Genomic DNA, 25,471 nt, shown 5'->3' with positions numbered 1-25,471 from the left:
CGCGCCATGAGCGGTCCGGTCATCGACCCGTCCTTCACGGCCCTCCCCCATCGCAGCCTCGGCGACGCCGCGCTGGCCCGCGCCCGCGAGCTCGGGGCGAGCCACGCGGACTTCCGCTTCGAGCGGGTGCGCTACCAGAGCCTGGTCGCCCGCGACGGCGTCCTGCAGAGCGCGAGCGACAGCGAGGACCTCGGCTTCGCCGTCCGCGTCATCCACGGCGGCGCCTGGGGCTTCGCGTCCGGCGTGGTGCTGACGCCCGCGGAGGCGGTCCGGGTCGCCGAGACCGCCGTCGCGGTCGCCCGGGTCGCCGCCGAGATGACCACCGCCCCCGTCGAGCTCGCGGCCGAGCCGGTGTACGACGACGTCGAGTGGGTCTCGTCGTACCGCCTCGACCCCTTCGAGGTCCCGGTGCCCGAGAAGGCGGCGCTGCTGGTCGACTGGACCAACCGGCTGCGCACCGGCGCGGCCGTCGACCACGCGTCCGCGCACCTGCTGCAGGTGCACGAGTGCAAGTACTACGTGGACCTCCACGGCACCAGCACCACCCAGCAGCGGATCCGCCTCCACCCCGGCTTCGAGGCGATGGGCGCCGGCGCCGACACGTTCGACTCGATGGCGAGCATCGCCCCGCCGGTCGGGCGCGGCTGGGAGTACCTCACCGGCTCCGGCGAGGAGGCGTGGGACTGGGACGACGAGATCGAGCAGGTCCCCGAGCTGCTCGCCGAGAAGCTCAAGGCACCGAGCGTCGAGGCCGGCACCTACGACCTGGTCATCCACCCCTCGAACCTCTGGCTGACCATCCACGAGTCGATCGGCCACGCGACCGAGCTGGACCGCGCGCTCGGCTACGAGGCCAACTACGCCGGCACCTCGTTCGCGACACCCGACCTGCTCGGCACCCTCCAGTACGGCTCGCCGGCGATGAACGTGACCGGCGACCGCACGCATCCGCACGGCCTCGCGACCATCGGGTACGACGACGAGGGCGTCGCCACGCAGAGCTGGGACATCGTCGAGGACGGGCTCTTCGTCGGCTACCAGCTGGACCGGGCGATGGGCCTGATGCACCCGGAGCTGAACGGCGGCCGCTCCAACGGCTGCGCGTACGCCGACTCCCCCGGCCATGTCCCGATCCAGCGGATGGCCAACGTGTCCCTGCGGGCGGCACCCGGCGGCCCGTCGACCGACGAGCTGATCGGCCGGGTCGAGCGCGGCCTCTACGTCGTCGGCGACAAGTCCTGGTCGATCGACATGCAGCGGTTCAACTTCCAGTTCACCGGCCAGCGGTTCTACCAGATCGCGGACGGCGAGCTGGTCGGCCAGGTCCGCGACGCGGCGTACCAGGCCACGACCACGGACTTCTGGAGCTCCATGGAGGCCGTCGGCGGCCCCGACACCTGGGTGCTCGGCGGCGCCTTCAACTGCGGCAAGGCCCAGCCCGGCCAGGTGGCCGCCGTCAGCCACGGCTGCCCGACCGCGCTGTTCCGCGGCGTCCGCATCCTCAACACGACCGAGGAGGGCCAGGCGTGAACCCACCCCAGGAGCTCGTCGAGCAGGCGCTCGCCACCTCGACCGCCGACGACTGCGTGGCGATCGTCCGCGCCCGCACCAGCGCCAACCTGCGCTGGGCCAACAACACGCTCACGACCAACGGCGTGATGAGCGGCGTCGACGTCACCGTGATCGCGTTCGCCGGCGGCGCGACCGCGTCGGTCTCCGGCAGCGCCACGACCCTCGACGGCGTCAGCGCGCTCGTGGGCGCGGCCGACGCGGCGGTGCGCGAGGCCGACCCGGCCGAGGACGCCGCCGAGCTGGTCCGCGACCGGGTCTCCCCCGACTGGGACGACCCGCCGGTGCCGACCGGCATCCAGGTGTACGACGCCGTCGCCCCTGCCCTCGGCGAGGCGTTCGGCCGCGCGCGGGCCGACGGTCGCGTCCTCTACGGTTTCGTGAACCACGAGGTGACCACGACGTACCTCGGCTCCTCGACGGGCCTGCGGCTGCGGCACGTGCAGCCCACCGGCCACGTCGGGTGCACCGGCAAGACCGCCGACCTGACTCGCAGCGCCTGGGTCGGCGCCGCCACCCGCGACTTCGCCGACGTCGACCCGCTCGCGATCGACGAGGAGCTGGCCCGGCGGCTCGCGTGGGCGCAGCGCCGCGTCGACCTGCCGGCCGGCCGCTACGACACGATCCTGCCGCCGACGGCGGTGGCCGACCTGATGATCGACGCCTACTGGTCCGCCGGCGCCCGGGTCGCGTTCGAGGGCCAGTCCGTCTACAGCCGGCGTGGCGGCGGCACCCGGATCGGCCAGCGGATCGCCCGGCCGGGCGTGAACCTGTTCTCCGACCCGTCCCACGACGGCCTCCAGTGCCTGCCGTTCGCGGTCGCCTCGAGCTCCGGCAACGAGGAGTCGGTCTTCGACAACGGCCTGCCGCTGGAGCGCACCGACTGGATCCGGGACGGCGAGCTCACGGCACTGATCCAGACCCGGCACAGCGCCGCGATGACGGCGCAGCCGGTGACGCCCGGCATCGACAACCTCGCACTCGCGGTCGACGGCGCCGCCGGCACGGTCGAGGACCTCGTCGCCGGCACCGAGCGCGGCCTCCTGCTGACCTGCCTCTGGTACATCCGCGAGGTCGACCCGCAGACGCTGCTGCTCACCGGCCTCACCCGCGACGGCGTCTACCTCGTGGAGAACGGCGAGATCGCCGGCGCGGTCAACAACTTCCGGTTCAACGAGAGCCCGGTCGACCTCCTCAATCGGTTCACGCACGCCTCCGCGAGCGGGCCCGCGTTCAGCCGCGAGTGGGGCGACGACTACTTCTCGCGCACCGCGATGCCGGCGCTGCGGGTGCCCGACTTCAACATGTCGAGCGTCTCGCAGGCCCAGTAGATCAGCCCGGCCCCGATGCACTGATCGCGCATTTGCGCCCGGGCGACGGCCTCCGGGACTACCGTGTCAGCGTGCGCGCCGCCCTGCTCGCCCCGCTCATCGCCGTCGCGGCGATCGTCGGCGCGCCCGCGCAGGCCGCACCGCCGGCCGCGGTCGAGCAGCTCGAGGTGTCGCCGCAGACGCTCGAGGTCGGCAGCGACCGCGACGTCGTGCCGGTGGAGGTCTACAAGACCGCCCAGCCGGGCCGGCTGCGGGTCAGCAACCCGAACGACCAGTGGGTGCGCTTCCTCTGGGGCACGTTCCGCCGGGCGCAGCCGGACGGCCGCAAGCGGATCGAGGCCTACCAGTCGGTGGTGATCCGGGTGCGCCGGGAGCGGATCGACTGGATCGCCCTGCTCGAGGGGTACCAGGTGGCCGGCCAGGGCTCCGTCAGGGGCATCAAGCTGTAGGGGCCGGGGCCCCCTCAACGGCCGGGGATCGGCGCCTCGGGGTCGTAGGGCGTCCGCGTGTAGACGAACGTCGCGACGTCGAGGTGGCCGATCGAGCCGTCCGCACGTCGTACGACGCGGAGCTCCTCCCCCGCGTGGTAGCCGGACGTCCCGACGACCCGGCCGTCGCCGCCGACGGCGAACCGGTAGACCTCGACGCCGTCGCGGCGCGCCACCAGCTCGGCGCCCTCCATCGCGAACACGATCGCGGTGTTGCCCCAGTGCCACACTCCCGGGACGCCGACGAGCTCGTCCGGGACGCGGGGCGAGGGCAGCCACGGTCCGGCCAACGTCGGCTCGCAGCGCTCGAGCTCCTCGAGCAGCTCGGTCACGATCGCGGCCGGCGAGCAGCCGGTCGTCGCGTTCGCGAGGACGGCACCGCCGGTGCGCCGCCTGCGGTCCACGAGGACGGTCGCGAGGAAGCCCGGCATCGACCCGGTGTGCCCGGCCAGCGTCCCCGAGCCGCCGGCCAGGAGCTGGAAGCCGAGGCCGTGCGCCCCGCGCAGCCCGTCCTCGGGAGTGCCCGACTGCGGGCCGTAGGCGCGATCCAGCTCCTCGATCGAGAGCACCTCCGGGTGCCCCTGGCCGAGGAAGGTCGCGTACGTCGCGAGGTCGGTGATCGTCGCCCACACCTGCCCGGCCGGCGCCATCGCGCCCGTGTCGGTGGCCGGCTCTGGCACCAGCGTGTCGTCGTACGGGTGCACCGACTGGCCCTGCGCCGCCGCGCCCGTCGGGAGGTACGTCGTGCGGGTCATGCCCAGCGGCGCGAGCACCCGCTGCTCGACGGCGTCCCACCAGGTGGCGCCGAGCAGGCGGGCGGCGACCTCGCCGAGCAGCGCGTAGCCGAGGTTGGAGTAGTGGAACCGCTCGGCCGCGCCGAACACCGCGCGGGAGCCGTCGTTCGCGGCCACCAGCTCCTCGAAGGAGAGGCCCGCGGACCGCTCCCACCACGAGCCGACCGGCTCGGACTGCATGCCGGAGGAGTGCGCGAGCAGCTGGCGCAGCGTCCGGTCCGCGTAGCCGTTGCCGCCCAGGTCGCCCAGCACCGCCGAGGCCGGGTCGTCCAGCGCGATCCGCCCGTCGCGCACCAGCTGGAGGACGAGGACCGCCGTCATCGTCTTGGTGATCGACCCGATCCGGTACTGCACGTCCAGCGCATCGTGGCCCGGCACCGCCGGCGACCCGTACGAGCCGAACCAGACCGGCGCGCCGGCGCGCACCAGCCCCGCGACCACCGAGGGCAGCCGGCCCGTCGTCTGGGCGTGCGCGAGCCGGGCGAGGAGCCGCCGGGCAGTGTGGTCGGAGACGCTCACTCCGCGAACGCTTCCAGGGGCGGGCACGCGCACACGAGGTTGCGGTCGCCGTACGCCTGGTCGATCCGGGCCACCGGCGGCCAGTACTTGTCAGGGTCGATGCCGGACGGGAAGACCGCCTGCTCGCGGCTGTAGGCCCGCTTCCACTTGCCGACGAGCGCACGGGCGGTGTGCGGGGCGCCGCGCAGCGGCGACTCCTCCGCGGTCCACTCCCCCGCGCCGACCCGGTCGATCTCGCCCCTGATCGCGATCATCGCGTCGACGAACCGGTCGATCTCGGCGAGGTCCTCGGACTCGGTCGGCTCGACCATGAGCGTGCCCGCGACCGGGAACGACATCGTCGGGGCGTGGAACCCGTAGTCGACGAGCCGCTTGGCCACGTCGTCGACGGTCACGCCGGTCTCCCTGGTGATGCCGCGCAGGTCGAGGATGCACTCGTGCGCGACCAGCCCGCCGTGGCCGCGGTAGAGCACCGGGTAGTGCTCGCCGAGCCGGCTGGCGACGTAGTTGGCCGACAGCACCGCGACCGCGGTCGCGCGGGTCAGGCCGGCCGCGCCCATCAGCCGGATGTAGGCCCACGAGATCGGCAGGATGCCGGCGGAGCCGTACGGCGCCGAGCTGACCGGGCCGATCCCCGCGCGTCTCTCCGCCTCGGGGTGTAGCGCGTGCGAGGGCAGGTACGGCGCCAGGTGGGCGCGCACCGCCACCGGCCCGACGCCCGGGCCGCCGCCGCCGTGCGGGATGCAGAAGGTCTTGTGCAGGTTGAGGTGCGAGACGTCGCCGCCGAACTCACCGGGCCGGGCGTAGCCCAGCAGGGCGTTGAGGTTCGCGCCGTCGACGTACACCTGACCGCCGTGCGCGTGGACGATCTCGCAGAGCTCGCCGATGGTGTCTTCGTAGGCGCCGTGCGTCGACGGGTAGGTGACCATGATCGCGGCGAGGTCGTCGGCGTGCGCCGCGCACCGCGCGCGCAGGTCGTCGAGGTCGACCTCGCCGCCCTCGCCGGACTTCACGACCACGACCCTCATCCCGGCCATCACGGCCGACGCCGCGTTGGTGCCGTGCGCCGACGACGGGATCAGGCAGACGTCGCGTCCACCCTGGCCGTGGGCGCGGTGGTAGGCGCGGATCGCGAGCAGGCCCGCGAGCTCGCCCTGCGAGCCGGCGTTCGGCTGGATCGAGACCCGGTCGTAGCCGGTCACCTCGGCCAGCCAGCCCTCGAGCTGGCCGACCAGCTGCCGGTAGCCGGCGGCGTCCTCGGCCGGGGCGAACGGGTGCAGGTCGGCGAAGCCCGGCAGCGACACCGGCTCCATCTCCGTGGTGGCGTTGAGCTTCATCGTGCAGGAGCCCAGCGGGATCATGCCGCGGTCGAGCGCGTAGTCGCGGGCCGAGAGCCTGCGGAGGTAGCGCAGCATCGCGGTCTCGCTGCGGTGGGCCGAGAAGACCTCGTGGGTGAGGTACGGAGTCGTCCGGCGCAGCGCCTCCGGCAGCGCGTCGGACGTCGCGGCGTCCACCGCGTCGAGGTCGACCTGACCGTCGTTCGAGCCCGTCGAGACCCCGAACGCCTTGAGCACGCTGCTGATCGTCGACCGCGTGGTGAGCTCGGAGGTGCTGATGCCGACGCGGTCCGCGTCGACGAGCCGGAGCTGCAGGCCGAGCGAGCGGGCCGCGGCGACGACGTCCGCCGCGCCGGCGACCGGCACTGTGAGCGTGTCGAAGAACTCGCGGTGCTCCACCGGGAAGCCGGCGTCCGCGAGCGCGGTGGCCAGGACGGCGGCGTACCGGTGCGTGCGCGTCGCGATCGACCGCAGGCCCTCGGGGCCGTGGTAGACGGCGTACATCGACGCCACCACGGCGAGCAGCACCTGGGCGGTGCAGATGTTGGAGGTCGCCTTGTCGCGGCGGATGTGCTGCTCGCGGGTCTGCAGCGCGAGGCGGTACGCCGGACGCCCCTCCGCGTCGACGGAGACGCCGACCAGGCGGCCAGGCAGGTGGCGCTCGAGGCCGGCGCCGACCGCCAGATAGCCGGCGTGCGGGCCGCCGTAGAACAGTGGGACGCCGAAGCGCTGACTGGAGCCGATCGCGACGTCGGCGCCGAGCTCGCCCGGGGACTCCAGGAGGGTGAGCGCGAGCAGGTCGGCCGCGACGACCGCGAGCGCGTCGCGCTCGTGCGCCTGCTCGATGACGCGGCGCGGGTCGAGGACCCGGCCGGACGCGCCGGGGTACTGCACCAGCACGCCGCACAGCTCGGCGTCGGGCAGCCCGTCGGTGAGGTCGGCGACGACCACCTCGATCCCCATGCCCGCGGCCCGGGTGCGCACGACATCGATGGTCTGCGGCAGCGCGTCGGCGTCGACGACGAACGGCCCGGACGCCTTCTTGTTCGCCCGACGCACCAGGGTCATCGCCTCGGCGGCGGCGGTGCCCTCGTCGAGCAGCGAGGCGTTCGCGGTCGGGAGGCCGGTGAGGTCGCCCACCACCGTCTGGAAGTTGAGCAGCGCCTCGAGCCGACCCTGGGAGATCTCCGGCTGGTACGGCGTGTAGGCGGTGTACCAGCTCGGGTCCTCGAGCACGTTGCGGCGGATCACCGGCGGCGTGATCGTGCCGTGGTAGCCGAGCCCGATCATGGCCTCACCGGGGCGGTTCTGGGCGGCCAGCTGACGCAGCTCGCGGCCGGTCGCCTCCTCGCTCAGCGCGGTGGGGAGGTCCAGCCGCTCCGGCGTACGGATGCCGCCCGGGACGGCGGCGTCCATGAGCGCGTCGAGTGACCCGAAGCCGAGCCGCTCCAGCATCGTCTCGACGTCGGCGTCGCGCAGTCCGACGTGGCGCTCGACGAACGGCAGCGCGCCGTCCAGCTCGGTCAGCGTGGGGTGGTCGGCCATGGGCGGGGGCTCCTCGGAGTCGACTGTCGTCGGTCGGGTGCCTCCCCCTCTGTCGGCGCGCGTGCGTCTCCAGAGTCGCCTGGTCCGTGCGGTCCTGGTGCCTGAGAGGTTCCGGGGAGGAATTGCCCCTTCGGCGTCCCCGTTACGGGGACTCTCCCGCGCGGGATCGTCAGCGGGCCCAGCCTAGCCGACGCCCGCGCCGGATCCGCACTCAGCCGATCCTGCGCGCGGCGCGGCGCGCGGCGAGCTCGTCGCCGGGGACCGGCGCCTCGTCGGCGTCCGCGGTGCGCTCGCTGGGCAGCTCGGCGAGGGTGCCCTCGATCTCCTGCCAGACACCGCCGATCGCGATGCCGAAGACGCCCTGGCCGCCCTGGAGCAGGTCGATGATCTCGTCGTTGCTGGTGCACTCGTAGACCGAGACGCCGTCGCTCATCAAGGTGACGCGGGTCAGGTCGTCGGTGCCGCGCTCGCGCAGGTGCTGGACCGCCGTACGGATCTGCTGGAGCGAGATGCCGGCGTCGAGCAGCCGTTTGACGACCTTGAGCAGCAGGATGTCCTGGAACGAGTAGAGCCGCTGGGAGCCGGAGCCCTTGGCGCCACGCACGGTGGGCTCGATCAGGCCGGTGCGCGCCCAGTAGTCGAGCTGGCGGTAGGTGATGCCGGCGGCGTTGCACGCGGTCGGCCCGCGGTAGCCGGTGTCGCTGGGCAGCGGCGAGACGTCGTCGGTGAAGAGCAGGCCCTGCTCCTCCGCCGCGGCGGCCGCCTGGACGACCTCGACGCTCTCGGTGTGCTGCTCGTTCTCGTTCACACGGTCCTCCGTGGGCTACTCCGTTGCGCGTAACTGCCTTGGGGAAGGTGCCGCTGGCCAAGATCTCGGCACCACAGCGATGGAGTTACAACAGAGACAGTTCAAGGTAAGCCCCCACCGGAGGGCCGTCAAAGAGGCTCGCGGCGTGTCGCAACCCTCAACCTCTACATGAGAGTGATGTTCGGGTCGTGCACCGTCAGTGGGCGTCGAAGTCCTCGGGGGTGACCTGGTCCAGGAACTCGCGGAACCGCTCGACCTCGTCCTCCTGCTCGGCCGGTACGGCGAGGCCGGCCTCGTCGAGGACGTCCTCGGCGCACACGATCCGGGTGCCGGTGCGCAGCGCCAGCGCGATCGAGTCGGACGGGCGGGCGCTGACCTCCGCCCCGGAGCCGAAGACCAGGAGCGCGAAGAAGACGCCGTCCCTGACGTCGGTGATCCGGACCTCGGCGAGCTCGTTGCCGGTCGCCTCGAGGACGTCCTTCATCAGGTCGTGGGTCAGCGGTCGGGGCGGCACCACGCCCTGCTGGGCGAAGGCGATGGCGGTCGCCTCGACGGCCCCGATCCAGATCGGGAGGTAGCGCTCCCCCGCGACCTCCCGCAGCAGCACGATCGGCTGGTTCGAGGGCATCTCGACCCGAACTCCCATGACATCGACTTCGCGCACGTCCCCACAGTACCCCCGGGGCGAGAGCCCGTCGCCGGCGTACTTGTCAGGCTTCGCCTGATGTCGTCAGGCGTTGCAACGGCCGACAACGTCAGGGATCCCCGGTCAGCCGGGGATCCCGCCACAAGCTCCCGTCAGCCCGACCGCAGCCCCACCTTGACCAGCGTGGCGTGCAGCCGCACGGAGAGGGCGGCGATCTCGGCGACGGTCTCCTCGGCCCGGGCCTTGGCGGCGGGGTCGCGGCCGGCCCGCTGGGGGGCGACGACCTGCGCGACCAGGCCCACCTCGCGGTCGGCGGCGGTCTTGAACGCGCGCAGGTGGCGCGGCTCGAAGCCGAAGTCGGCGAGCTCGCGGGCGGTCTGCGCCAGCACCAGCGCGTCGGTGTCGTAGTGGCCGGTGCGCGAGGGCGCGATCAGGCCGTACTGCTCGAGCTCGCCGAGCAGCTCCTCGGTGATCTCGGCGATCTTGACCAGCTCGCGGCGCGAGAGCCGGACGTGGTCGCGGCGGTTGAAGGACGCGGCGCTCGGCAGGCCGTCGGCGGCGAGCGCGACCTGGGGGACGGTGGGTACGACGGGGTCGATCGGCGGCGGCTCGAGTCCGCGGTCGATCGCGTCGAGGTGCTCGCCGATCACCCGCAGCGGCAGGTAGTGGTCGCGCTGCATGCGCAGCACGTAGCGGAGCCGGTCGACGTCGGCGCGGGAGAACTTCCGGTAGCCGGCCGCGGTGCGCTCGGGCTTGATCAGGCCCTTGTCCTCCAGGAACCGGATCTTGGGGATGGTGATGCCGGGGAAGTCGGGGCGGAGCTGGTCCAGCACCTCCCCGATGTTCATCCGCGCCCGGCCGGCGGCGGACGGACCCGAGGCAGTGGAGGTCATCAGCGGGCGTGCCCCGAGAAGAACACCAGGCGGTACTTGCCGATCTGCACCTCGTCGCCGTCGGTGAGCTGCACCCGGTCGATCCGGTCGCGGTTCACGTAGGTGCCGTTGAGGCTGCCGACGTCGCTGACCGTGAACGTGTCGCCGGTGCGGTGGAAGTCGGCGTGGCGACGCGAGACCGTCACGTCGTCGAGGAAGATCTCGCTGTCCGGGTGCCGGCCCGCGGTCACCACGTCGGCGTCGAGGAGGAACCGGCTGCCGGATCCCGGGCCGCGCTGCACGACGAGCAGCGCGTGCCCGACCGGGAGCGCGTCGACGGCCGCGGCGTCGACCGGGTTCAGCTGGCGGTCGGAGGTCTCGACCTTGTCGCCGGTGCCGATCGAGATCGTCGCGGTCGACTCGTCCACCCCGCCGCCGGTCACCGGAGGTACGGCGTCGGGCGTGACCAGCCGGGTCCCGCACTGCGCGCAGAAGCGCGCGTCGTCGGGGTTCTGCTTGCCACATGCGGTGCAGAACGGCATCGGTCGGTCCTCCGGGCGAACCCTCAACGCAGCGTTGAGGTTGATGGTTTCCCCGAACCTATCAGCCTGGCGGGGTCGTTCAAGGACGAATCAACCCGGGATCAGCCCCCACATGTCAGCCCCCACATGTCAGCCCAGCGTCGCCTGGTACGCCGCGGAGTCCATGAGCCCGTCGAGCTCGGAGGCGTCCGAGGGCACGACCTCGAAGAGCCAGCCGCCGCCGTATGGGTCGCTGTTGACCAGCTCGGGCGTCGCGTCGAGGGCGTCGTTGCGGGCCGCGACCCGGCCGGAGAGCGGCGCGTAGACGTCGCTGACCGACTTGGTCGACTCGAGCTCGCCGCAGGTGCTGCCGGCCTCGACGTCCTCGCCCAGCTCGGGCAGGGAGACGTAGACGATGTCGCCGAGGGCGTCCTGGGCGTAGTGCGTGATCCCGATCCGGACCGAGCCGTCGGCCCCGCCGGGCCGGCGCACCCACTCGTGCTCGGTCGTGTACTTCAGCTCGTCGGGGTACATGGGACGACTCCTCGCAGGGGACGGACGGGTGGCCAGGGTGACGTTACTGCGCCGGCGCGGGCTCGGCGTACTCGGACCGCTGGGGCTCGACCACGCTCTCGATGTCGATGGACTCGAGCTCGTCGACGGTGACCGACGCGCCGTCCTCCTCGAACAGGTCGCGCGGTCCCTGCGGGAACTCGATGCCCGAGTCGGCGAGCGTGTGGGGGTCGCCGATGGCGTCGATGACGTACGGCGAGGTGACCATCTCGCCCCCGACCACCAGTCCCCCGGAGGCGTCCTCGACGGCGGTGTCGGCGACCACGCGGACCTCGCCGTTGACCTGGATCGCCTCGGCGCCGGCGGTGCGCAGCTCCTGGATGGTGTCCACCAGGCTCTGCACGCTGACCTGGCCGGTCTCCTCGGTGACCGTGAGCCGGATGCCGGGGCCGGTGACCGGGACCAGCCCGGCGAGGATGGCCAGGTTCGCCGCCTGCTGCTGGGCCTGGGCGAGCGCGGCCTCGCGGGCGCCGGTGTCGTTGAGCAGGTTGTCGCGGGTGCGCTGGAGCCGGGCGATCTCCGACTCCGCGCGCTGGCTGGTGCCGGCGAGGCTGTTGAGGAGGTCGATCAGGTCCTGCTCGCGCAGGCCGGCGTAGGTGTTGTCGACCTGGGTGAACCGCACCTGGGTGACCGCGGCGTACCCGAGCAGCGCGAGCAGTACCGCGACCACGATCTGGCCGCGGGTGGGGCGCAGCAGCGCGCCGCGGAGGCGGTCCCGGCCGGTGGGGCTGCCCGTGTCGGGGCGGTCCTGGTCAGGCATGGAACAGGTGCCTGCGGATGGCGGCGACGTTGGAGAAGATCCGGATCCCGAGGACGACGATGACGCCGGTCGACAGCTGGCCGCCGACGCCGAGCTTGTCGCCGAGGTAGACGATGCCCGCCGCGATCACGACGTTGCTGACGAACGAGACCACGAAGACCTTGTCGTCGAAGATGCCGTCCAGGTACGCCCGCAGGCCGCCGAACACCGCGTCCAGCGCGGCCACGACCGCGATGGGCAGGTAGGGCTCCAGTCGGAGCGGTACGTCGGGCTGGAACACCACGCCCAGCACGACGCCGGCCAGCAGCCCGAGCGCTGCGATCACTGGGGCACCTCCTTCATGCTCTTCTGGTTCTCGGCGCGGTTCTGCGCCGCCGTGCCCTCCTGCGCCGAGCGCAGCCGGGTCAGCCGCTGCGGGGCCGCGGGGAGGTACAGGTCGTCGACATTGTCCATGGTCCAGGGGAATCCGAACGTCTCGGCGATGGCGCGGAACTGCAGGCCGCTCGTGGTCTGCATCAGCTCGGCCTGCAGGGTCTTGGTGTCGCCGATGGCGAGCACGGTGTACGGCGGCGAGAGGTTGCGGTTGTTGCCGGTGATCCGGATCGCGGACCCCGAGTTGCGGATCGCCGAGCGCGCGGTGAGCCGGTTGCCGTTGACCGAGATCGCCTCGGCGCCCGCGTTCCACAGCCCGTCGACCAGCGGGCGCAGGTCGCGGTCGCGGACGGCCTCGCCGCTCTCCGCGTCGTCGACGACCACGCGGACCCCCGGTCCGGTGACCGCGGCGAAGCCGGTGCTGACGGCCATCCGTTGGACGCGCGCCTCGGCCGCGAGTTGCTCGGTGGTGATCGCCTCCACGTCGGACTGCAGGGCGACGTTCTGCTCGCGGAGGCGGACCAGCTGCCGCTGGAGCTCGTCGAGCGCGGTGCGGCCCTCGTCGATCTGGGTGATCAGACTGGCGCGGCTGGCGCTCTTCACCCCGGCGCGCTCGGAGGTCTGCACCGCGGCCGTGCCGAGCAGGAGGCCGAACGCCACGACCACGATCGCCGCGGTCCGGTGCCGCCGGCGCCGGCCGTCCGCGCCGGCCGGCTTGCGGTCGGCGACGTGCTGGTAGTCCTCGTCGAGCGCCTGCTGGGTGATGAGCGTCAGCAGGGGGGTGGTGACCCGGTCGGTCAAGGCGGTCTCAGGCATCGCTCACCGCTCCCCCGCGCGCGGAGCGCCGCTCGGTGGTGCGCAGCAGGGTGCGGACCTGCCAGGCGTAGAGGACGCCGGCCCACCAGTAGAGGCCGATGCCCCAGATCGCGAACGCCCAGCCGAACACGTTCGCCAGCGTCGCGACGGTCCCGTGGCCGTCGCCGAGAAGCAGCAGGGGGAAGGCGTAGAGCAGGTTGAACGTCGCGGCCTTGCCGAGGAAGTGCACCGGCAGCGCGCTGTAGCCGCGGGTGCGCAGCAGCGGCACCAGGCCCCACAGCAGTAGGTCGCGCAGCGGCAGCGAGAGCGCCACCCACCACGGGATCACCTCGCGCAGCGCCAGCGCCACGACCACGGCCAGGATGTAGAGCCGGTCGGCCACCGGGTCGAGCACCTGCCCGACCGCGGACGTCTGGCCGAGCTTGCGGGCCAGCCAGCCGTCGAGGAAGTCGGTGACGCCCATGACGGCCAGCAGCGCGAGCGCCCAGCCGTCGGCCTCGGGCCCGAGGACCAGCCAGAGGAACGCCGGCACCCCCGCCAGCCGGAGCAGGCTGAGCAGGTTGGGTACCGTCCACACGCGCCCCGTGCCACTGCGCGTCGAGTCGTCCGCCACTGCCAGCCCGTCTGTCCCGCCGTCCCTGCCGACGCAACCTTATCGGCGCAACCTTATCGGCGGAGGGCTCAAACGGCGTCCTCGTGGTGCGCGGCGTCGCGGATCTCCCCGACGAGCTCCTCGATGACGTCCTCGAGCGTGGCCAGGCCGAGCGTGGCCCCCTCGGCGTCGACCACCCGCGCCATGTGCGCGCCCCGGCGCTGGAGCGTCTCGAGCGCGTCGTGCAGCAGGTCGTCGGCGCGGACCGGTGCGAACGGCCGGATCCACTTGTCGTCCACCGGCCGCAGGCGGCGCTCCTCGTCGGTCTCGAGCACGTCCTTGATGTGCAGGTAGCCGAGCAGCCCGTCGCCGTCGACCACCGGGAACCGGCTGTAGCCGGTCGCCGCGCACAGCGTCTCGACCGCGGCCGCCGTCGTACCCCGCTCGACCGTGGCGAGCGACGCCGGCGACATCAGCACCGCGGCCACCGTCTTCTCGGTGAAGCCGAGCGCGCCGGCGAGCCGGTCGTACTCGTCGGCCGCCAGCAGGCCCTCGCCCCGGGACTGCTCGACCAGCGCGGCGACCTCCTCGCGGGTGTACGTCGAGCTCACCTCGTCCTTCGGCTCGACCCGGAGCAGCCGCAGCACGCCGTTGGCGACGGCGTTGAGCGCGACGATCAGCGGCCGGAGCACGGTCACGATCGCGAGCAGCGGCGGGCCGAGCACGATCGCGGAGCGCTCCGGGCCGGCGAGGGCGATGTTCTTCGGCACCATCTCGCCGAGCACGACGTGCAGGAACACCACGATCGTCAGGGCGATGACGAACGCGATCGGGTAGACCGCGCCGTCCGGAACGCCCAGGTCGGCGAGCAGCGGCTTGATCAGGTAGGCCACGGCGGGCTTGCCCACCGCACCGAGGGCGAGTGAGCAGATCGTGATGCCGAGCTGGGCGCCCGCCATCATCAGCGAGACGTTCTCCATCGCGCGCAGCGTCGTGCGCGCCATCCGGGAGCCGGACTGCGCGGCCGGCTCGATCTGGCTGCGGCGTGCCGAGACCAGCGCGAACTCCGCGCCGACGAAGAAGGCGTTGAACGCGAGCAGGACGACGGCGAGGCCGACGGCAGTGGGAGTACTCACCGCTGCTCCCCCTCGCTCCCGGTCTCGCCGTCGAGCAGCCGCAGGGAGAGCCGGTCGATGCGCAGGCCCTCCATCCGCTCCACGCGCAGGACGGCGAGCCGCTCGCGCGGCTCCTCCGGGTCGGTGCGGTCGGGCACGGCGACCTCGGCGAGGTCGCCGACCTCGGGCACCCGGCCGAGCACGCGCAGCACCAGTCCCGCGATCGTGTCGTAGTCCTCGTTCTCGGGCAGCTCCACCCCGGTGACGTCCTCGACCTCGTCGGGCCGGAGCAGGCCGGAGAGCGACCAGGCGCCGTCGCGCAACTGCCGCGCGTTCGCGCTGAGCCGGTCGTGCTCGTCGGCGATGTCGCCGACGATCTCCTCGACGACGTCCTCGAGCGTGACGATGCCAGCGAACCCGCCGTACTCGTCCATGACGACGGCGAGTTGGAAGCTCTCGTCGCGCAATTGCGCCAGCAGCGGGTCGAGCCGCAGCGAGTCGGGTACGACGATCGGCTTGGCCACCAGGTGCTTGACCCGGGTCGTCGCGCGCTCGGCGACCGGAAGCGCGACGGCGTTCTTCACGTGCACCGTGCCGACGACGCTCTCGTCGGCGTCGAGCACGGGGAAGCGCGAGTGGCCGGTCTCGCGGGCCCGCTCGAGCACGGAGATCGCGCGGTCGTTGGCGTCGAGGCTGACCGTCCGCACACGGGGCGTCATGATCTCGGCGGCGGTGCGGGTGCCGAACTCCACCGATCGCTCCATCAGCTCCGCCGTGTCGACGTCGAGCGTGCCGAGGTCGGCCGAGCGCTGGATCAGCGACGCGAGCTCGGTGGAGCTGCGGGCCGAGCGCAGCTCCTCCTGGGGCTCGATGCCGAACCGGCGGACGATGGCGTTCGCCGCGCCGTTCAGCACGCGGATCGGGCCGCGGTTGACCGAGGTGAACCCCCGCTGGAGGCGCTGGGTCGCCTTCGCTGTCGCCATCGGCCGGGCGATGGCGAGGTTCTTGGGCACCAGCTCGCCGAAGAGCATCGTCAACACGGTGCTGAGCACGAGCGCGATCGTGATCGCGACCGGCGACACGGCGCCGTCGGGGACTCCGGTCGACACCAGCGGCTCGCGGATGAGATCTGCGATGGACGGCTCGGCCAGGTAGCCGATCGCCAGGTTGGTCAGCGTGATGCCGACCTGGGCGCCGGAGAGCTGCGTCGACAGGCTGCGCAGGGCGGCCTGCACGCCGGCGGCGGCGGCGTCGCCGGACGCGGCCGCCTGGTCGACCTGGTTGCGGTCGACGGTGACGAACGAGAACTCGGCCGCGACGAAGACGCCGCAGGCGAGGATCAGGAGAAGGGCCGCGGCCAGCAGCAGCCACTCGCTCATCGGTGCTCTCCTCGCTCACGAGTGGGGCAGGAGAGCCGGGGACTTTGAGAGCCGTCCATGGGCGGAGCGTCGAGTCCTCACGTGTCGGGTTCGGCGGTCGAGCGCACTCTACCGGGGCTCCCCTGAGACGCACACCGCGAAGGCGCGTGACGTCGCGCCGGCCACTGGACGAGAACACGTTCTCGCCGAGAGGGTGGCGCCGTGCGCGTCATCCAGTGGGCCACCGGCGGCGTCGGCCGGGCGCACCCCGATCTCACGTCGAGTCGGGACTTCTGACCACTCGACCTAGCGCTGGCTGCTGACCTGCTGCACCACCGTGCCGTCGCGCTGCAGCCTGTCGATCGCGCTGGTGGCGTCGCTCAACTGGACGAGCGTGGCGCACGCGGCGACGAAGAGCACCACGGCCAGTGCCACGCCATGCAGGATGTCTCGCATCGAAGTTCCCCCCAGAGCTTCGGTTGTTACGCGTCGATCATCCCACGGGCGCAGGGAGAATCCCCGCAAGGGTTCCTCAATTGTTTACTCAGAGGCTCTTGTCGAGCCGCGCGACGGCCTCCTCGAACTCCGCGACCAGGCCCGCCATCACCTCGGCCACCGGACGCACCTCGTTCATCCGGCCGACGATCTGGCCGACCGGCATCGAGATGACGTCGGGGTCGCCGGAGGCGTTGATACGGTTGTGGGCGTCGGCGACCAGCAGGTTCTGCAGCGGCATCGGCAGCGGGTCCGGTGCGTCCTCCTCGGCCCACGCCTCGGTCCACTTGGTCTTGAGCAGCCGCGCCGGCTTGCCGGTGTAGATCCGGGTGCGCACGGTGTCCGACGACGTCGCGCGGGTGAACGCCATGGTCCAGCCGGCGTTGGACTGGAGGTTCTGGTACTCCTCGGTGCCGAGCCAGATCGACCCGGTCCACACGCCCTGCGCGCCCAGCGCGAGCGACGCCGCGATCTGGCGGCCCGAGCCGATGCCGCCGGCGCCGAGCACCGGGACGTCGGGGCCGACCGCGTCGACGATGTCGGGCTGGAGCACCATGCTGGCGACCTCGCCGGTGTGGCCGCCGGCCTCGTAGCCCTGGGCGACGATGATGTCGACGCCGTTCTGGACGTGCGAGAGCGCGTGCTTCGCGGCGCCGGCCAGCGCGGCGACCTTGATGCCATGCTCGTGGCACTTCTCGATCACGTCGACCGGCGGCGAGCCGAGCGCGTTCGCGATCAGCACCGGCCGGTGGTTGAGCGCGACGTCGAGGTGCGAGCGCGCGACCGAGTGCAGCCAGCCGAGCACGCCCTCGCGGCCCTCGCCCTCGGGCAGCGGCGGTACGCCGAGCTTCTGCAGCGTCCGGTCGACGAAGTCGATGTGCGCCTGCGGGATCATCGCCTTCAGGTCGACCGACCTCCCCTCGGTGGGGATCTTCATCGGCATCACGATGTCCACGCCGTACGGCCTGCCGTCGGTGTTCTCGTCGAGCCAGCTCAGCGTCTGCTCCAGCTCCTCGGTGTCGTTGAACCGGACGCAGCCGAGCACGCCGAGGCCGCCGGCGCGCGAGACCGCGGCGGCGACGTGCTCGGACGGGGTGAACGCGAAGATCGGGTAGTCGATCCCGAACTCGTCGCAGAGGGGGGTGCGCATGTCTCTCCTTCCCGAAACGGAGCGAGGGGTGGTCAGGCGGTGGCGGGGTCGACCGTGGCGGCCTTGGCCGCGAAGCCGGCGAGCGCCAGCTCCTTGGCGGCCGGGTACTGCGCCTTGCCCGTGGCGTTGCGCGGCACCCGGTCGACGACGGTCAGCGACCGCGGCAGCTTGTAGCCCGACAGGTGCGCCCGCAGATAGGTGCGCAGCTCCTCGAGCTCGAGAGCCTCGCCCTCGCGCAGCTCCGCGACCGCGGCCACGGCCTGCCCGTACTTCTCGTCGGGGATGCCGACCACGAGCACGTCGTAGACCGCCGGGTGGCCCTTGATGGCCATCTCGACCTCCTCGGGGTAGACCTTCTCGCCGCCGGTGTTGACGCAGTTCGAGCCGCGGCCGAGCAGGGTGATCCGCCGGCCCTCCTCGATCCGGGCGAAGTCGCCGGGGACCGAGTAGCGCGCCCCGCCGATCTCGATGAACGTCGCCGCCGACTTGGCGGGGTCCTTGTAGTAGCCGATCGGCACCGAGCCGCCGCGGGCCAGCCGACCGGTCCTCCCGACGTTCGTCTCGGGGTCGAGGATCCGGTTGTCCTCGTCGATCACGACGCTGCCGGGGCCAAGCCCCACGACCGGGCCGTCCTTGGAGATGTTGTTCGGATCGCCCATGCCCATGCCGGAGAAGCCGGTCTCGGTCGAGCCGACGGAGTCGGTGAAGATCGAGTTGGGGAACGCCGCCATCCAGCGCTCCTTGACCGGTGGGCTGAAGATCGCGGCGCTGCTGGAGATCGCGACCAGGTTCGAGGCGTCGTACGGCGTACCGGTCGCGGCCCTCTCCTCGAAGGCCTCGATCAGCGGGCGCGCCATCGCGTCGCCGGTCATGAAGATGAGCTGCACCTTCTCGCTCTCGATCAGCTCCCAGGTGCGCACCGGGTCGAACTTCGGCTCGAGGATCGTGAGGTGGCCCGCGAAGAGATGCATGAGCATGCCCGCCTGGGCGCCGCCGTGCATGAGCGGGCTGAGCGGGAAGGTGACCATGCGCGGATCGTTGGCCTGGCTGGACTGGGTGTACTCCTCCAGCGGCTCGCCCGTGTAGAAGTCGATGCCGCCGCCCAGGACCCGCCAGAAGTCCTCGTGGCGCCACATGACGCCCTTGGGGAAGCCGGTCGTGCCGCCGGTGTAGATGATGTGGACGTCGTCGGCGCTGCGCTCGCCGAAGTCGCGCTCCGCACTCTGGCCGGCGATCGCGTCGTCGTAGTGGACCCCGCCGTAGGACGAGAAGTCGGACTGGTCGTCCGGGTCGAGGGCGTCGTCGACGACGACCGCGGTCTTCAGCCTCTCGTGGCTGTCCCAGATCGCGGCGACCAGCGGGGCGTAGGAGCGCTCGTGGACCACGGCGACCACGTCGGCGTTGTCGAAGAGGTAGTTGAGCTCGGCCTCGACGTAGCGGTAGTTGACGTTGATCGTGGTCGCCCGGATCTTCACGATCGCCAGCGTCGCGACGACGTGCTCGATGCTGTTCTTGGCGTAGATGGCGACGTGGTCACCCCGGCCGACACCCCGCGACCGCAGGTAGTGGGCGAGCCGGTTGGCGGCGGCCTCCAGCTCGGCGTACGTCACGGCCCGGCCCCCCACCTTGAGGGCGAGGTTGTCGGGTGCGGCGTCGACGGCGTGTTCGAAGAGGTCAGCGATGTTGTGAGCCACGCCGCGAGACTAGAACATGTTCTCGTTTCTGGCTAGCATCCGCGGCATGACCTCACCGGAGTCCGCGACCGCTCCCCACTGCCTGGTCGAGCAGGACGGCCACAAGCTGATCGTCACCATGAACCGGCCCGAGGCGCGCAACGCGCTGTCCGGGGAGATGCTGGCGATCATGGAGGAGGCCTGGGACCGGGTGAACTCCGACCCGGAGATCCGGGCCTGCATCCTCACCGGCGCCGGCGGCTACTTCTGCGCGGGCATGGACCTCAAGGCCGCCACGAAGCGGTCGCCGGACGAGAGCTTCAGGGCCGGCTTCGACCCGTCGGTGATCAAGGGCCTGCTCAAGGGCTTCCGGCTGACCAAGCCGCTGATCGCCGCCGTCGAGGGCCCGGCGATCGCGGGCGGCACCGAGATCCTCCAGGGCACCGACATCCGGATCGCCGGCGAGTCGGCGCGCTTCGGCGTCGCCGAGGCGAGGTGGAGCCTCTACCCGATGGGCGGCTCCGCCGTACGCCTCCCCCGGCAGATCCCCTACACGGTCGCCATGGACCTGCTGCTGACCGGCCGCCACATCCAGGCGCCGGAGGCCAGGGAGATCGGGCTGATCGGCCACGTGGTCCCCGACGGCGAGGCGCTCGGCAAGGCCCACGAGATCGCCGACCTGATCTGCGCCAACGGCCCCCTCGCCGTCCAGGCCATCCTCCAGACCGTCCGCGACTCCGAGGGCCGGCACGAGGAGGACTGCTGGGCCGCCGACGCGACCGTGGGCATGGCCGTCTTCGCCTCCGAGGACGCCAAGGAGGGCCCCCGCGCCTTCGCTGAGAAGCGGACCCCTCGCTTCCAGGGCCGCTGACTCCCCCGCCGACTCGGCGCAACTTGCCCGCGCCAGGGTGCCGACTCGGCGCAACTTGCCCACCCAGCAACGCCGAGTCGGCGCCAACTGCCCGCACCTGCGGGCAAGACGCGCCGACTCACGCTGCTCAGCCGGGCAAGACGCGCCGACTCACGCTCGGTGGACGGTGACCCGAGGCTCGAGGGCGCGCTCGGCGCCGACCTGGCGCGACGGGCCGGCGAGGTCGAGCGACACCACGGACCGGATGTCGGTGCTGGAGGCGCCGACCCGGAGCTCGACCGGACCGGGCTCCACGATGCGCACCAGGTCGCGACCGGTGAACGACGCCAGGTCGGCGTGCAGCGAGAACGACACTCGCGCGCGCTCCCCCGGTGCCAGGTCGACCCGGGCCGCTCCGACGAGCTGCTGCACGGGGCGGACCACCGAGGCCGACCGGTCGTGCAGGTAGACCTGGACGACCTCCGACACCTCCCGGTCGGCCTGGTTGACGAGCCGCACCACCAGCTCGCACGTCTCGTCGGTGTCCCACCGCCGACCCGACACCGCCGACACGCCCTCCCACGTCGCGTCGGCGTAGCACAGCCCGTGCCCGAACGCGAACAGCGCGGTCGGGTCGACCTCGCTCACCTCGCTGCGCTGCCCCAGCGCCGAGGCGAGGTACGTCGCCGGCTGGGTCGCCCCCGCGCCCGGGAAGCTCACGGGGAGCCGGCCGGAGGGGTTGACCCGGCCGTCGAGCACGTCGGCGATCGCCCGCGCCCCCTCCTCGCCCGGGTAGAAGCCGCACACGATCGCGGCGAGCCGGTCGACCTGCCGGCTGAGGTCGTACGGGCGACCGACGAGGAGCACCGCCACCACCCGCGTACCGGTGCCGAGCAGCGCCTCGAGCAGCTCCTCCTGCCGGCCGGGCAGGTCGAGCGTGGCGACGTCGTTGCCCTCGCCGGACGTGCCGTTGCCGAACAGCCCGGCCTCGTCGCCGAGCACGGCCACGCACACCTCGGCCGCGCGCGCCGCCGCGACCGCGGCGTCGATGTCCGCGTCCGTCCCGCCCACCACCGGGCAGCCGAGCGCGTAGGTCACGTCGTGGGTCTCGGCCAGCACGTCGCGCACGCTGCGGATCTCGACGCCGCGGTCGACGCCCGGGTAGTGCACGAGCACGTGCATCGGGAAGGAGTAGCAGCCGAGCATCGCCTCGAACGCGTCCGCCCGCGGCCCGGCCACCGCGAGCCGGGAGCGCTCACGCAGCGGCAGGGTCCCGTCGTTCGCGAGCAGCACCACCGACCGGCGGGCCAGGTCGAGCGCAATTGCGCGGCAGCGCGCGTCGTCGAGGTCGACGTCGCCGGGCTCGGCCGGCGCCCAGCCCGGGTCGAGCAGGCCCAGCTCGCACTTCTGGTGCAGCACCCGGTGCAGCGCGCGGTCGACGAGCTTCTCGTCGACGAGGCCGGCCTCGACCGCGTCGAGCAGCGGCTCGCCGTACGCGTTGATCGACGGCAGCTCCACGTCGACCCCGGCCTCGAGCGCGAGCCTCGCCGCGTCGCCGGTCGTCTCCGCGACCCGGTGCAGCGTGCGCAGGAACGCGATCGAGAAGTAGTCCGCGACGACCGTGCCGGTGAACCCGTAGGTGTCGCGCAGCAGCGTGGTGAGCAGCGCCCGGTCGGCGGCCGCGGGCACGCCGTCGGTGTCGGTGTAGGAGTTCATCACCGACCGCGCGCCGGCGCGCAGCGCCATCTCGAACGGCGGCAGGATCACGTCGGCGAGCTCGCGCGGCCCGATCGCGACCGGCGCGAGGTTGCGCGCGGCCCGCGAGGCGGAGTAGCCCGCGAAGTGCTTGAGCGTCGCGACGACGCCGCCCTCCTCCAGGCCGCGGACGTACGCCGCGCCGATCAGCCCGGCGAGGAACGGGTCCTCGCCCAGGGTCTCCTCGACCCGCCCCCACCGCAGGTCGCGCACGACGTCGAGCACCGGCGCGAGCCCCTGGTGGACGCCGAGCCGGCGCATGGTGCCGGCGATCTGGGAGGTCATCCGCTGCACGAGCGCCGGGTCGAAGGACGCCGCCCAGCACAGCGGCGACGGGTAGACGGTCGCCCGCCAGGTGGCGAGCCCGGTCAGGCACTCCTCGTGCACCTGCGCCGGGATGCCGAACCGGCTGGCCGCCATCACCTCGCGCTGCCGCTCGGCGAGCGCGGCCAGCCCGGCGGCCGGCTCGACCGGCTCGGTGCCGAACGGCCGGGTCAGCTGCCCGAGCCCGTCGGCGATCGAGTCGGAGAACGCCCGCGCCGGCCCCATCGCGTCGCGCAGCATCGGCGCCATCTCGCCGACGTCGGGGTCGATGCCCCACACGCCGCGCAGCTGCGCCACCTTCTCGGGCAGGGTCATCCGGGACACCAGGTCGGACACCCGCGCCTCGACCGGCGCCGCCGGGTCGCGCCACAGCTCGGTCACGGGCGACCTCCGGGAGCGGCGGTGGACCGGCGTCGTACCAAGGTCGTCTCCAGGGTCAGGTGGGTGTCGTCGGGCCGCTCGCCGGCGATCAGGTCCACGAGCATGGCGATCGCGTCGTGGCCCATCTGCCGCATCGGCTGCTGCACGGTGGTCAGCGGCGGGTGCGCGAGCGCGGACTCGGGGATGTTGTCGAAGCCGAGCAGCGACAGCCGGCCGGGGACGTCGACGCCGAGCTCGGCCGCGACCTCGAGTACGGCGAGGGCCGAGATGTCGTTGGCCGCGAAGATCGCGGTCGGCGGCTCGGGCAGCGTGAGCAGCTCCCGCGCGGCCCCGCGGGCGAGCTCGGGGTCGTAGTTGCCGAGCACCAGCAGCGACTCGTCCACGGGTACGCCGGCTGCGGCGTGCGCCTCGCGGAACCCCTGCTCGCGCAGCTCGGCCGAGATCAGGTCCGGGCGCCCGGTCACCATGCCGATCCGCCGGTGGCCGAGCTCGATCAGGTGGTCGACGCCGAGCCGCGCGCCCTGCAGGCTGTCGCCGGTGACGGTCGGCAGGCTGGAGCGACCGGTGTGTGGGTCGACGGCGACCACCTGTCCGTCGTACTGCACGTCGGTGACGGTCGGGGTGACCAGCACCGCGCCGTCGACAAGCGTGCCCATCACCCGCGAGAGGTAGCGCCGCTCCCACCCGACGTGCTCGTCGACGCGGCCGCCCGCGGAGTAGGCGACCAGCTCGTAGCCGGTGCCGCGGATCGCGTCGGCCGCGCCCTTGAGCACCTCGGTGCTGAACGGCTCGAAGTCCGCCACGAGTACGCCGATGACGTTGGTGCGCCGGTTGCGCAGGCTGCGCGCGACCAGGCTGGCCTCGTACCCGAGGCGCTCGATCACCGCGCTCACATGGTCGGAGGTCTCCGTGGAGACGCCGTACCGGCCGTTGATCACCTTGGAGACCGTCGACACCGAGACCCCGGCCTCGGCCGCGACCTGCTGCATGGTGACCCGCGCTGTGGTGCTCATCCCTTCACCGCCCCCTGGAGCCCGCTGACGATCCGGCGCTGCATCGCGAGGAACAGGACCAGCGCCGGGATCATCGCGATCGTGGTGAACGCGAGGACGCCGGCGGTGTCCGCCGAGTGCTCCGTCGAGTAGTCCGCCACCCCGAGGGGAAGGGTACGCATGTCCTCCTGCAGGAGCAGCAGCGGCAGCAGGTAGGCGTTCCACGACTGCACGAACGCCAGCACGCCCACGGTGACCAGGCCCGGCGCGGACAGCGGCAGCGCCAGCCACCAGAACACGCCGACCCGCGAGGCGCCGTCGATGAGGGCGGCCTCCTCGAGCTCGCGCGGGATCGCCTGGAGGAACGGCCGCAGGATCACCACCGTCATCGGCAGCGCGAACGCCGCCTGCGGCAGGGCCACGCCCCACCAGGAGTTGCCGAGGCTCAGGTCGCGGGTGACCAGGATGAACAGCGGGATGATCGCGACCGCCGCCGGGAACAGCAGCCCGAGCACGAACACCAGGAACAGCGCCTCCCGGCCGCGGAACTGATAGCGGGCGAGCGGGTACGCCGCCAGCACGCCGAACAACACCGTGACGACGGTCGTGATCACCGCGATCACGGTCGAGTTCAGCGCGTAGCGCCAGAAGGCCGGGTTGGCCACCACACCCCGGTAGTTCGCCCAGACCCACGGGTCCGGCAGGCCCGCCGGGTCTCTGGCGAGCTGCTCGTTGCTGCGGAAGCCGCCGAGCGCGCCGTAGAGCACCGGGCCGAGCGTAATCACGACGACGACCAGCGCCACGGCGTACACGAGCGGGCTGCCGGCGCCGAACGCCCGGATCCTCGGCCGGCCCGTCATCGGGCGTCCCTCGTGTCGCGGCGCAGGATCAGCGCCTGGTAGAGCAGCGCCATCACGAGCCCGATCACGAACAGGATCACCGACGCGGCGCCGGCGATGCCGTAGTTGCCGCGCTGCGTGCCCTGGTTGACCAGGTACGTCGCCATGGTGGTTGTCGCGTTGGCGGGGCCGCCGCCGGTGAGGACCCACACCATGTCGAAGAGCTGGATCGAGCCGATCATCGACAAGAACGCCCAGGTCCGGATGGACGGACCGAGCAGCGGCACCGCGATCCGCCACTGCGCCCGCCACCAGCCGGCGCCGTCGAGCTGGGCCGCCTCGAACAGCTCGTCCGGCACGGTCTGGAGCCCGGCGAGGAAGAGCAGCACGGCGAGGCCGAGGTACTTCCAGGTGAGCACCACGAACAGCGTCGGCAGGGCGAGCCCGGGCGTCCCGAGGAAGCCCTGCTCCGGCGGGGTCAGACCGGCCGCGCCGATGAGGCCGTCCACCACGCCGTACTGCGGCTGGAGCAGCTGGAACCAGATCACGCCCGCGATCACCTCGGCCACCACGTAGGGGACGAAGACGATCGTGCGGATCAGGCCCCGCGCCCGGATGTCGCGGTTGAGCAGCAGCGCGATCGCGAGCCCGAGCGGCAGCTGCACGAGGATCGAGAGGACCACGATGGTGAGGTTGTGCGTCACCGCGCCGGTGAACACGTCGTCCTGGAGGACGAGGCGGTAGTTGTCCAGGCCGCGGAAGTCGTCCATCGGGCCGAAGCCCCGCCAGCGGTAGAACGACATCCGGACCGCGGACGCCACGGGCCAGACCACGAAGACCGCCATCAGCGCCAGCGCCGGCGCCACGAAGAGCGCGACCTCCAGGCGCTGCCGCCACCTCGACCCCGCCGGGTGCGGCCCCCGGCGCGCGCTCGCGCGCCGGGGGACCACACCGCCTGCCGCAGGCGCCGCGGGACCCGAGCCCACTGCGACCCCC

Annotated in this window: 24 protein-coding genes and 1 riboswitch; of the genes, 4 read left to right on the top strand and 20 right to left on the bottom strand. The window is 72.5% G+C overall.

The annotated features are described in order from the left end of the window. The first annotated feature begins 6 nt into the window (after nt 1-6). The 3 genes from ACYVKX_RS21480 to ACYVKX_RS21470 all read left to right on the top strand — a co-directional run bounded on the left by ACYVKX_RS21480 (nt 7) and on the right by ACYVKX_RS21470 (nt 3,349). Nucleotides 7-1,530 carry a TldD/PmbA family protein gene (locus ACYVKX_RS21480; protein WP_460835735.1) on the top strand — a complete coding sequence of 508 codons (1,524 nt, stop codon included), beginning with the start codon at nt 7-9 and terminating at the stop codon, nt 1,528-1,530. Next, entirely contained in the window at nt 1,527-2,900 is a 1,374-nt protein-coding gene (locus tag ACYVKX_RS21475; RefSeq protein WP_460835734.1) for a TldD/PmbA family protein, read from the top strand. Before ACYVKX_RS21480 ends, ACYVKX_RS21475 begins: the two co-directional genes overlap by 4 nt. Before the next feature lie 71 nt (nt 2,901-2,971). Then, the gene (locus ACYVKX_RS21470) at nt 2,972-3,349 is read left to right on the top strand and encodes a hypothetical protein (protein WP_460835733.1); all 378 of its coding nucleotides are present in this window, start codon (nt 2,972-2,974) and stop codon (nt 3,347-3,349) included. A 14-nt stretch (nt 3,350-3,363) separates the two neighbouring features. On the opposite strand, the gene ACYVKX_RS21465 is transcribed toward ACYVKX_RS21470, so the two are convergent. The 16 genes from ACYVKX_RS21465 to ACYVKX_RS21390 form a co-directional block, all read right to left on the bottom strand. Further along, nucleotides 3,364-4,701 carry a serine hydrolase domain-containing protein gene (locus ACYVKX_RS21465; protein WP_460835732.1) on the bottom strand — a complete coding sequence of 446 codons (1,338 nt, stop codon included), beginning with the start codon at nt 4,699-4,701 and terminating at the stop codon, nt 3,364-3,366. Further along, nucleotides 4,698-7,583 (bottom strand): aminomethyl-transferring glycine dehydrogenase, encoded by a 2,886-nt coding sequence (gene gcvP, locus ACYVKX_RS21460; protein WP_460835731.1) that lies wholly within the window; start codon nt 7,581-7,583, stop codon nt 4,698-4,700. The genes ACYVKX_RS21465 and gcvP overlap by 4 nt, the downstream gene beginning before the upstream one ends. Before the next feature lie 79 nt (nt 7,584-7,662). Beyond that, a riboswitch (glycine riboswitch) is annotated at nt 7,663-7,752 on the bottom strand. A 42-nt stretch (nt 7,753-7,794) separates the two neighbouring features. After that, nucleotides 7,795-8,391, bottom strand: coding sequence for a MerR family transcriptional regulator (locus tag ACYVKX_RS21455; RefSeq protein ID WP_460835730.1), 597 nt, complete (start codon nt 8,389-8,391; stop codon nt 7,795-7,797). A 196-nt stretch (nt 8,392-8,587) separates the two neighbouring features. Next, on the bottom strand, nt 8,588-9,055 hold the full coding sequence (locus ACYVKX_RS21450) for a bifunctional nuclease family protein (RefSeq protein ID WP_460835729.1): 468 nt from the start codon (nt 9,053-9,055) through the stop codon (nt 8,588-8,590). A 134-nt stretch (nt 9,056-9,189) separates the two neighbouring features. Continuing rightward, complete coding sequence (ftsR, locus tag ACYVKX_RS21445) at nt 9,190-9,930, bottom strand: transcriptional regulator FtsR (protein WP_460835728.1); 741 nt, start codon at nt 9,928-9,930, stop codon at nt 9,190-9,192. After that, complete coding sequence (locus tag ACYVKX_RS21440) at nt 9,930-10,451, bottom strand: FHA domain-containing protein (RefSeq protein ID WP_460835727.1); 522 nt, start codon at nt 10,449-10,451, stop codon at nt 9,930-9,932. Before ACYVKX_RS21440 ends, ftsR begins: the two co-directional genes overlap by 1 nt. A gap of 129 nt (nt 10,452-10,580) precedes the next feature. Further along, nucleotides 10,581-10,964, bottom strand: a complete 384-nt coding sequence (gene gcvH, locus ACYVKX_RS21435) for a glycine cleavage system protein GcvH (RefSeq protein ID WP_460835726.1) — start codon at nt 10,962-10,964, stop codon at nt 10,581-10,583. Nucleotides 10,965-11,007: 43 nt separating this feature from the next. Further along, on the bottom strand, nt 11,008-11,763 hold the full coding sequence (locus tag ACYVKX_RS21430) for a DUF881 domain-containing protein (RefSeq protein ID WP_460835725.1): 756 nt from the start codon (nt 11,761-11,763) through the stop codon (nt 11,008-11,010). Then, nucleotides 11,756-12,088: a small basic family protein gene (locus tag ACYVKX_RS21425; protein ID WP_460835724.1), complete on the bottom strand. Its 333-nt coding sequence runs from the start codon at nt 12,086-12,088 to the stop codon at nt 11,756-11,758. Before ACYVKX_RS21425 ends, ACYVKX_RS21430 begins: the two co-directional genes overlap by 8 nt. Further along, nucleotides 12,085-12,951, bottom strand: a complete 867-nt coding sequence (locus tag ACYVKX_RS21420; RefSeq protein ID WP_460835723.1) for a DUF881 domain-containing protein — start codon at nt 12,949-12,951, stop codon at nt 12,085-12,087. The genes ACYVKX_RS21425 and ACYVKX_RS21420 overlap by 4 nt, the downstream gene beginning before the upstream one ends. Beyond that, a complete protein-coding gene (locus ACYVKX_RS21415; RefSeq protein WP_460835722.1) occupies nt 12,944-13,564 on the bottom strand; it encodes a CDP-alcohol phosphatidyltransferase family protein in 621 nt (206 codons plus the stop codon). Before ACYVKX_RS21415 ends, ACYVKX_RS21420 begins: the two co-directional genes overlap by 8 nt. A 68-nt stretch (nt 13,565-13,632) precedes the next feature. Next, the gene (locus ACYVKX_RS21410) at nt 13,633-14,679 is read right to left on the bottom strand and encodes a hemolysin family protein (protein WP_460835721.1); all 1,047 of its coding nucleotides are present in this window, start codon (nt 14,677-14,679) and stop codon (nt 13,633-13,635) included. Next, on the bottom strand, nt 14,676-16,037 hold the full coding sequence (locus ACYVKX_RS21405) for a hemolysin family protein (protein WP_460835720.1): 1,362 nt from the start codon (nt 16,035-16,037) through the stop codon (nt 14,676-14,678). The genes ACYVKX_RS21410 and ACYVKX_RS21405 overlap by 4 nt, the downstream gene beginning before the upstream one ends. Before the next feature lie 285 nt (nt 16,038-16,322). Next, on the bottom strand, nt 16,323-16,472 hold the full coding sequence (locus ACYVKX_RS21400; protein ID WP_460835719.1) for a hypothetical protein: 150 nt from the start codon (nt 16,470-16,472) through the stop codon (nt 16,323-16,325). An 88-nt stretch (nt 16,473-16,560) separates the two neighbouring features. Further along, nucleotides 16,561-17,661 (bottom strand): NAD(P)H-dependent flavin oxidoreductase, encoded by a 1,101-nt coding sequence (locus ACYVKX_RS21395; RefSeq protein WP_460835718.1) that lies wholly within the window; start codon nt 17,659-17,661, stop codon nt 16,561-16,563. A 32-nt stretch (nt 17,662-17,693) separates the two neighbouring features. Continuing rightward, on the bottom strand, nt 17,694-19,355 hold the full coding sequence (locus tag ACYVKX_RS21390) for an acyl-CoA synthetase (RefSeq protein WP_460835717.1): 1,662 nt from the start codon (nt 19,353-19,355) through the stop codon (nt 17,694-17,696). Between the two features lie 46 nt (nt 19,356-19,401). On the opposite strand from ACYVKX_RS21390, the gene ACYVKX_RS21385 reads away from it, so the two are divergent. After that, nucleotides 19,402-20,205: a crotonase/enoyl-CoA hydratase family protein gene (locus ACYVKX_RS21385; RefSeq protein ID WP_460835716.1), complete on the top strand. Its 804-nt coding sequence runs from the start codon at nt 19,402-19,404 to the stop codon at nt 20,203-20,205. Nucleotides 20,206-20,355: 150 nt separating this feature from the next. Here the strand turns inward: ACYVKX_RS21385 and ACYVKX_RS21380 are convergent, their stop codons facing one another. From ACYVKX_RS21380 to ACYVKX_RS21365, 4 genes are read right to left on the bottom strand one after another with little or no spacing between them, the layout of a single operon-like run. After that, complete coding sequence (locus ACYVKX_RS21380) at nt 20,356-22,644, bottom strand: beta-glucosidase family protein (RefSeq protein WP_460835715.1); 2,289 nt, start codon at nt 22,642-22,644, stop codon at nt 20,356-20,358. Further along, on the bottom strand, nt 22,641-23,657 hold the full coding sequence (locus ACYVKX_RS21375) for a LacI family DNA-binding transcriptional regulator (RefSeq protein ID WP_460835714.1): 1,017 nt from the start codon (nt 23,655-23,657) through the stop codon (nt 22,641-22,643). Before ACYVKX_RS21375 ends, ACYVKX_RS21380 begins: the two co-directional genes overlap by 4 nt. After that, a complete protein-coding gene (locus tag ACYVKX_RS21370) occupies nt 23,654-24,496 on the bottom strand; it encodes a carbohydrate ABC transporter permease (RefSeq protein WP_460835713.1) in 843 nt (280 codons plus the stop codon). Before ACYVKX_RS21370 ends, ACYVKX_RS21375 begins: the two co-directional genes overlap by 4 nt. Beyond that, nucleotides 24,493-25,425 (bottom strand): carbohydrate ABC transporter permease, encoded by a 933-nt coding sequence (locus ACYVKX_RS21365; protein WP_460835712.1) that lies wholly within the window; start codon nt 25,423-25,425, stop codon nt 24,493-24,495. The genes ACYVKX_RS21370 and ACYVKX_RS21365 overlap by 4 nt, the downstream gene beginning before the upstream one ends. Nucleotides 25,426-25,471: the final 46 nt, after the last annotated feature.

It is taken from the genome of Nocardioides hungaricus (assembly GCF_054782915.1).
The sequence above is the reverse complement of the archived record's forward strand: the minus strand, read 5'-3'. Positions and strand labels throughout refer to the sequence as shown.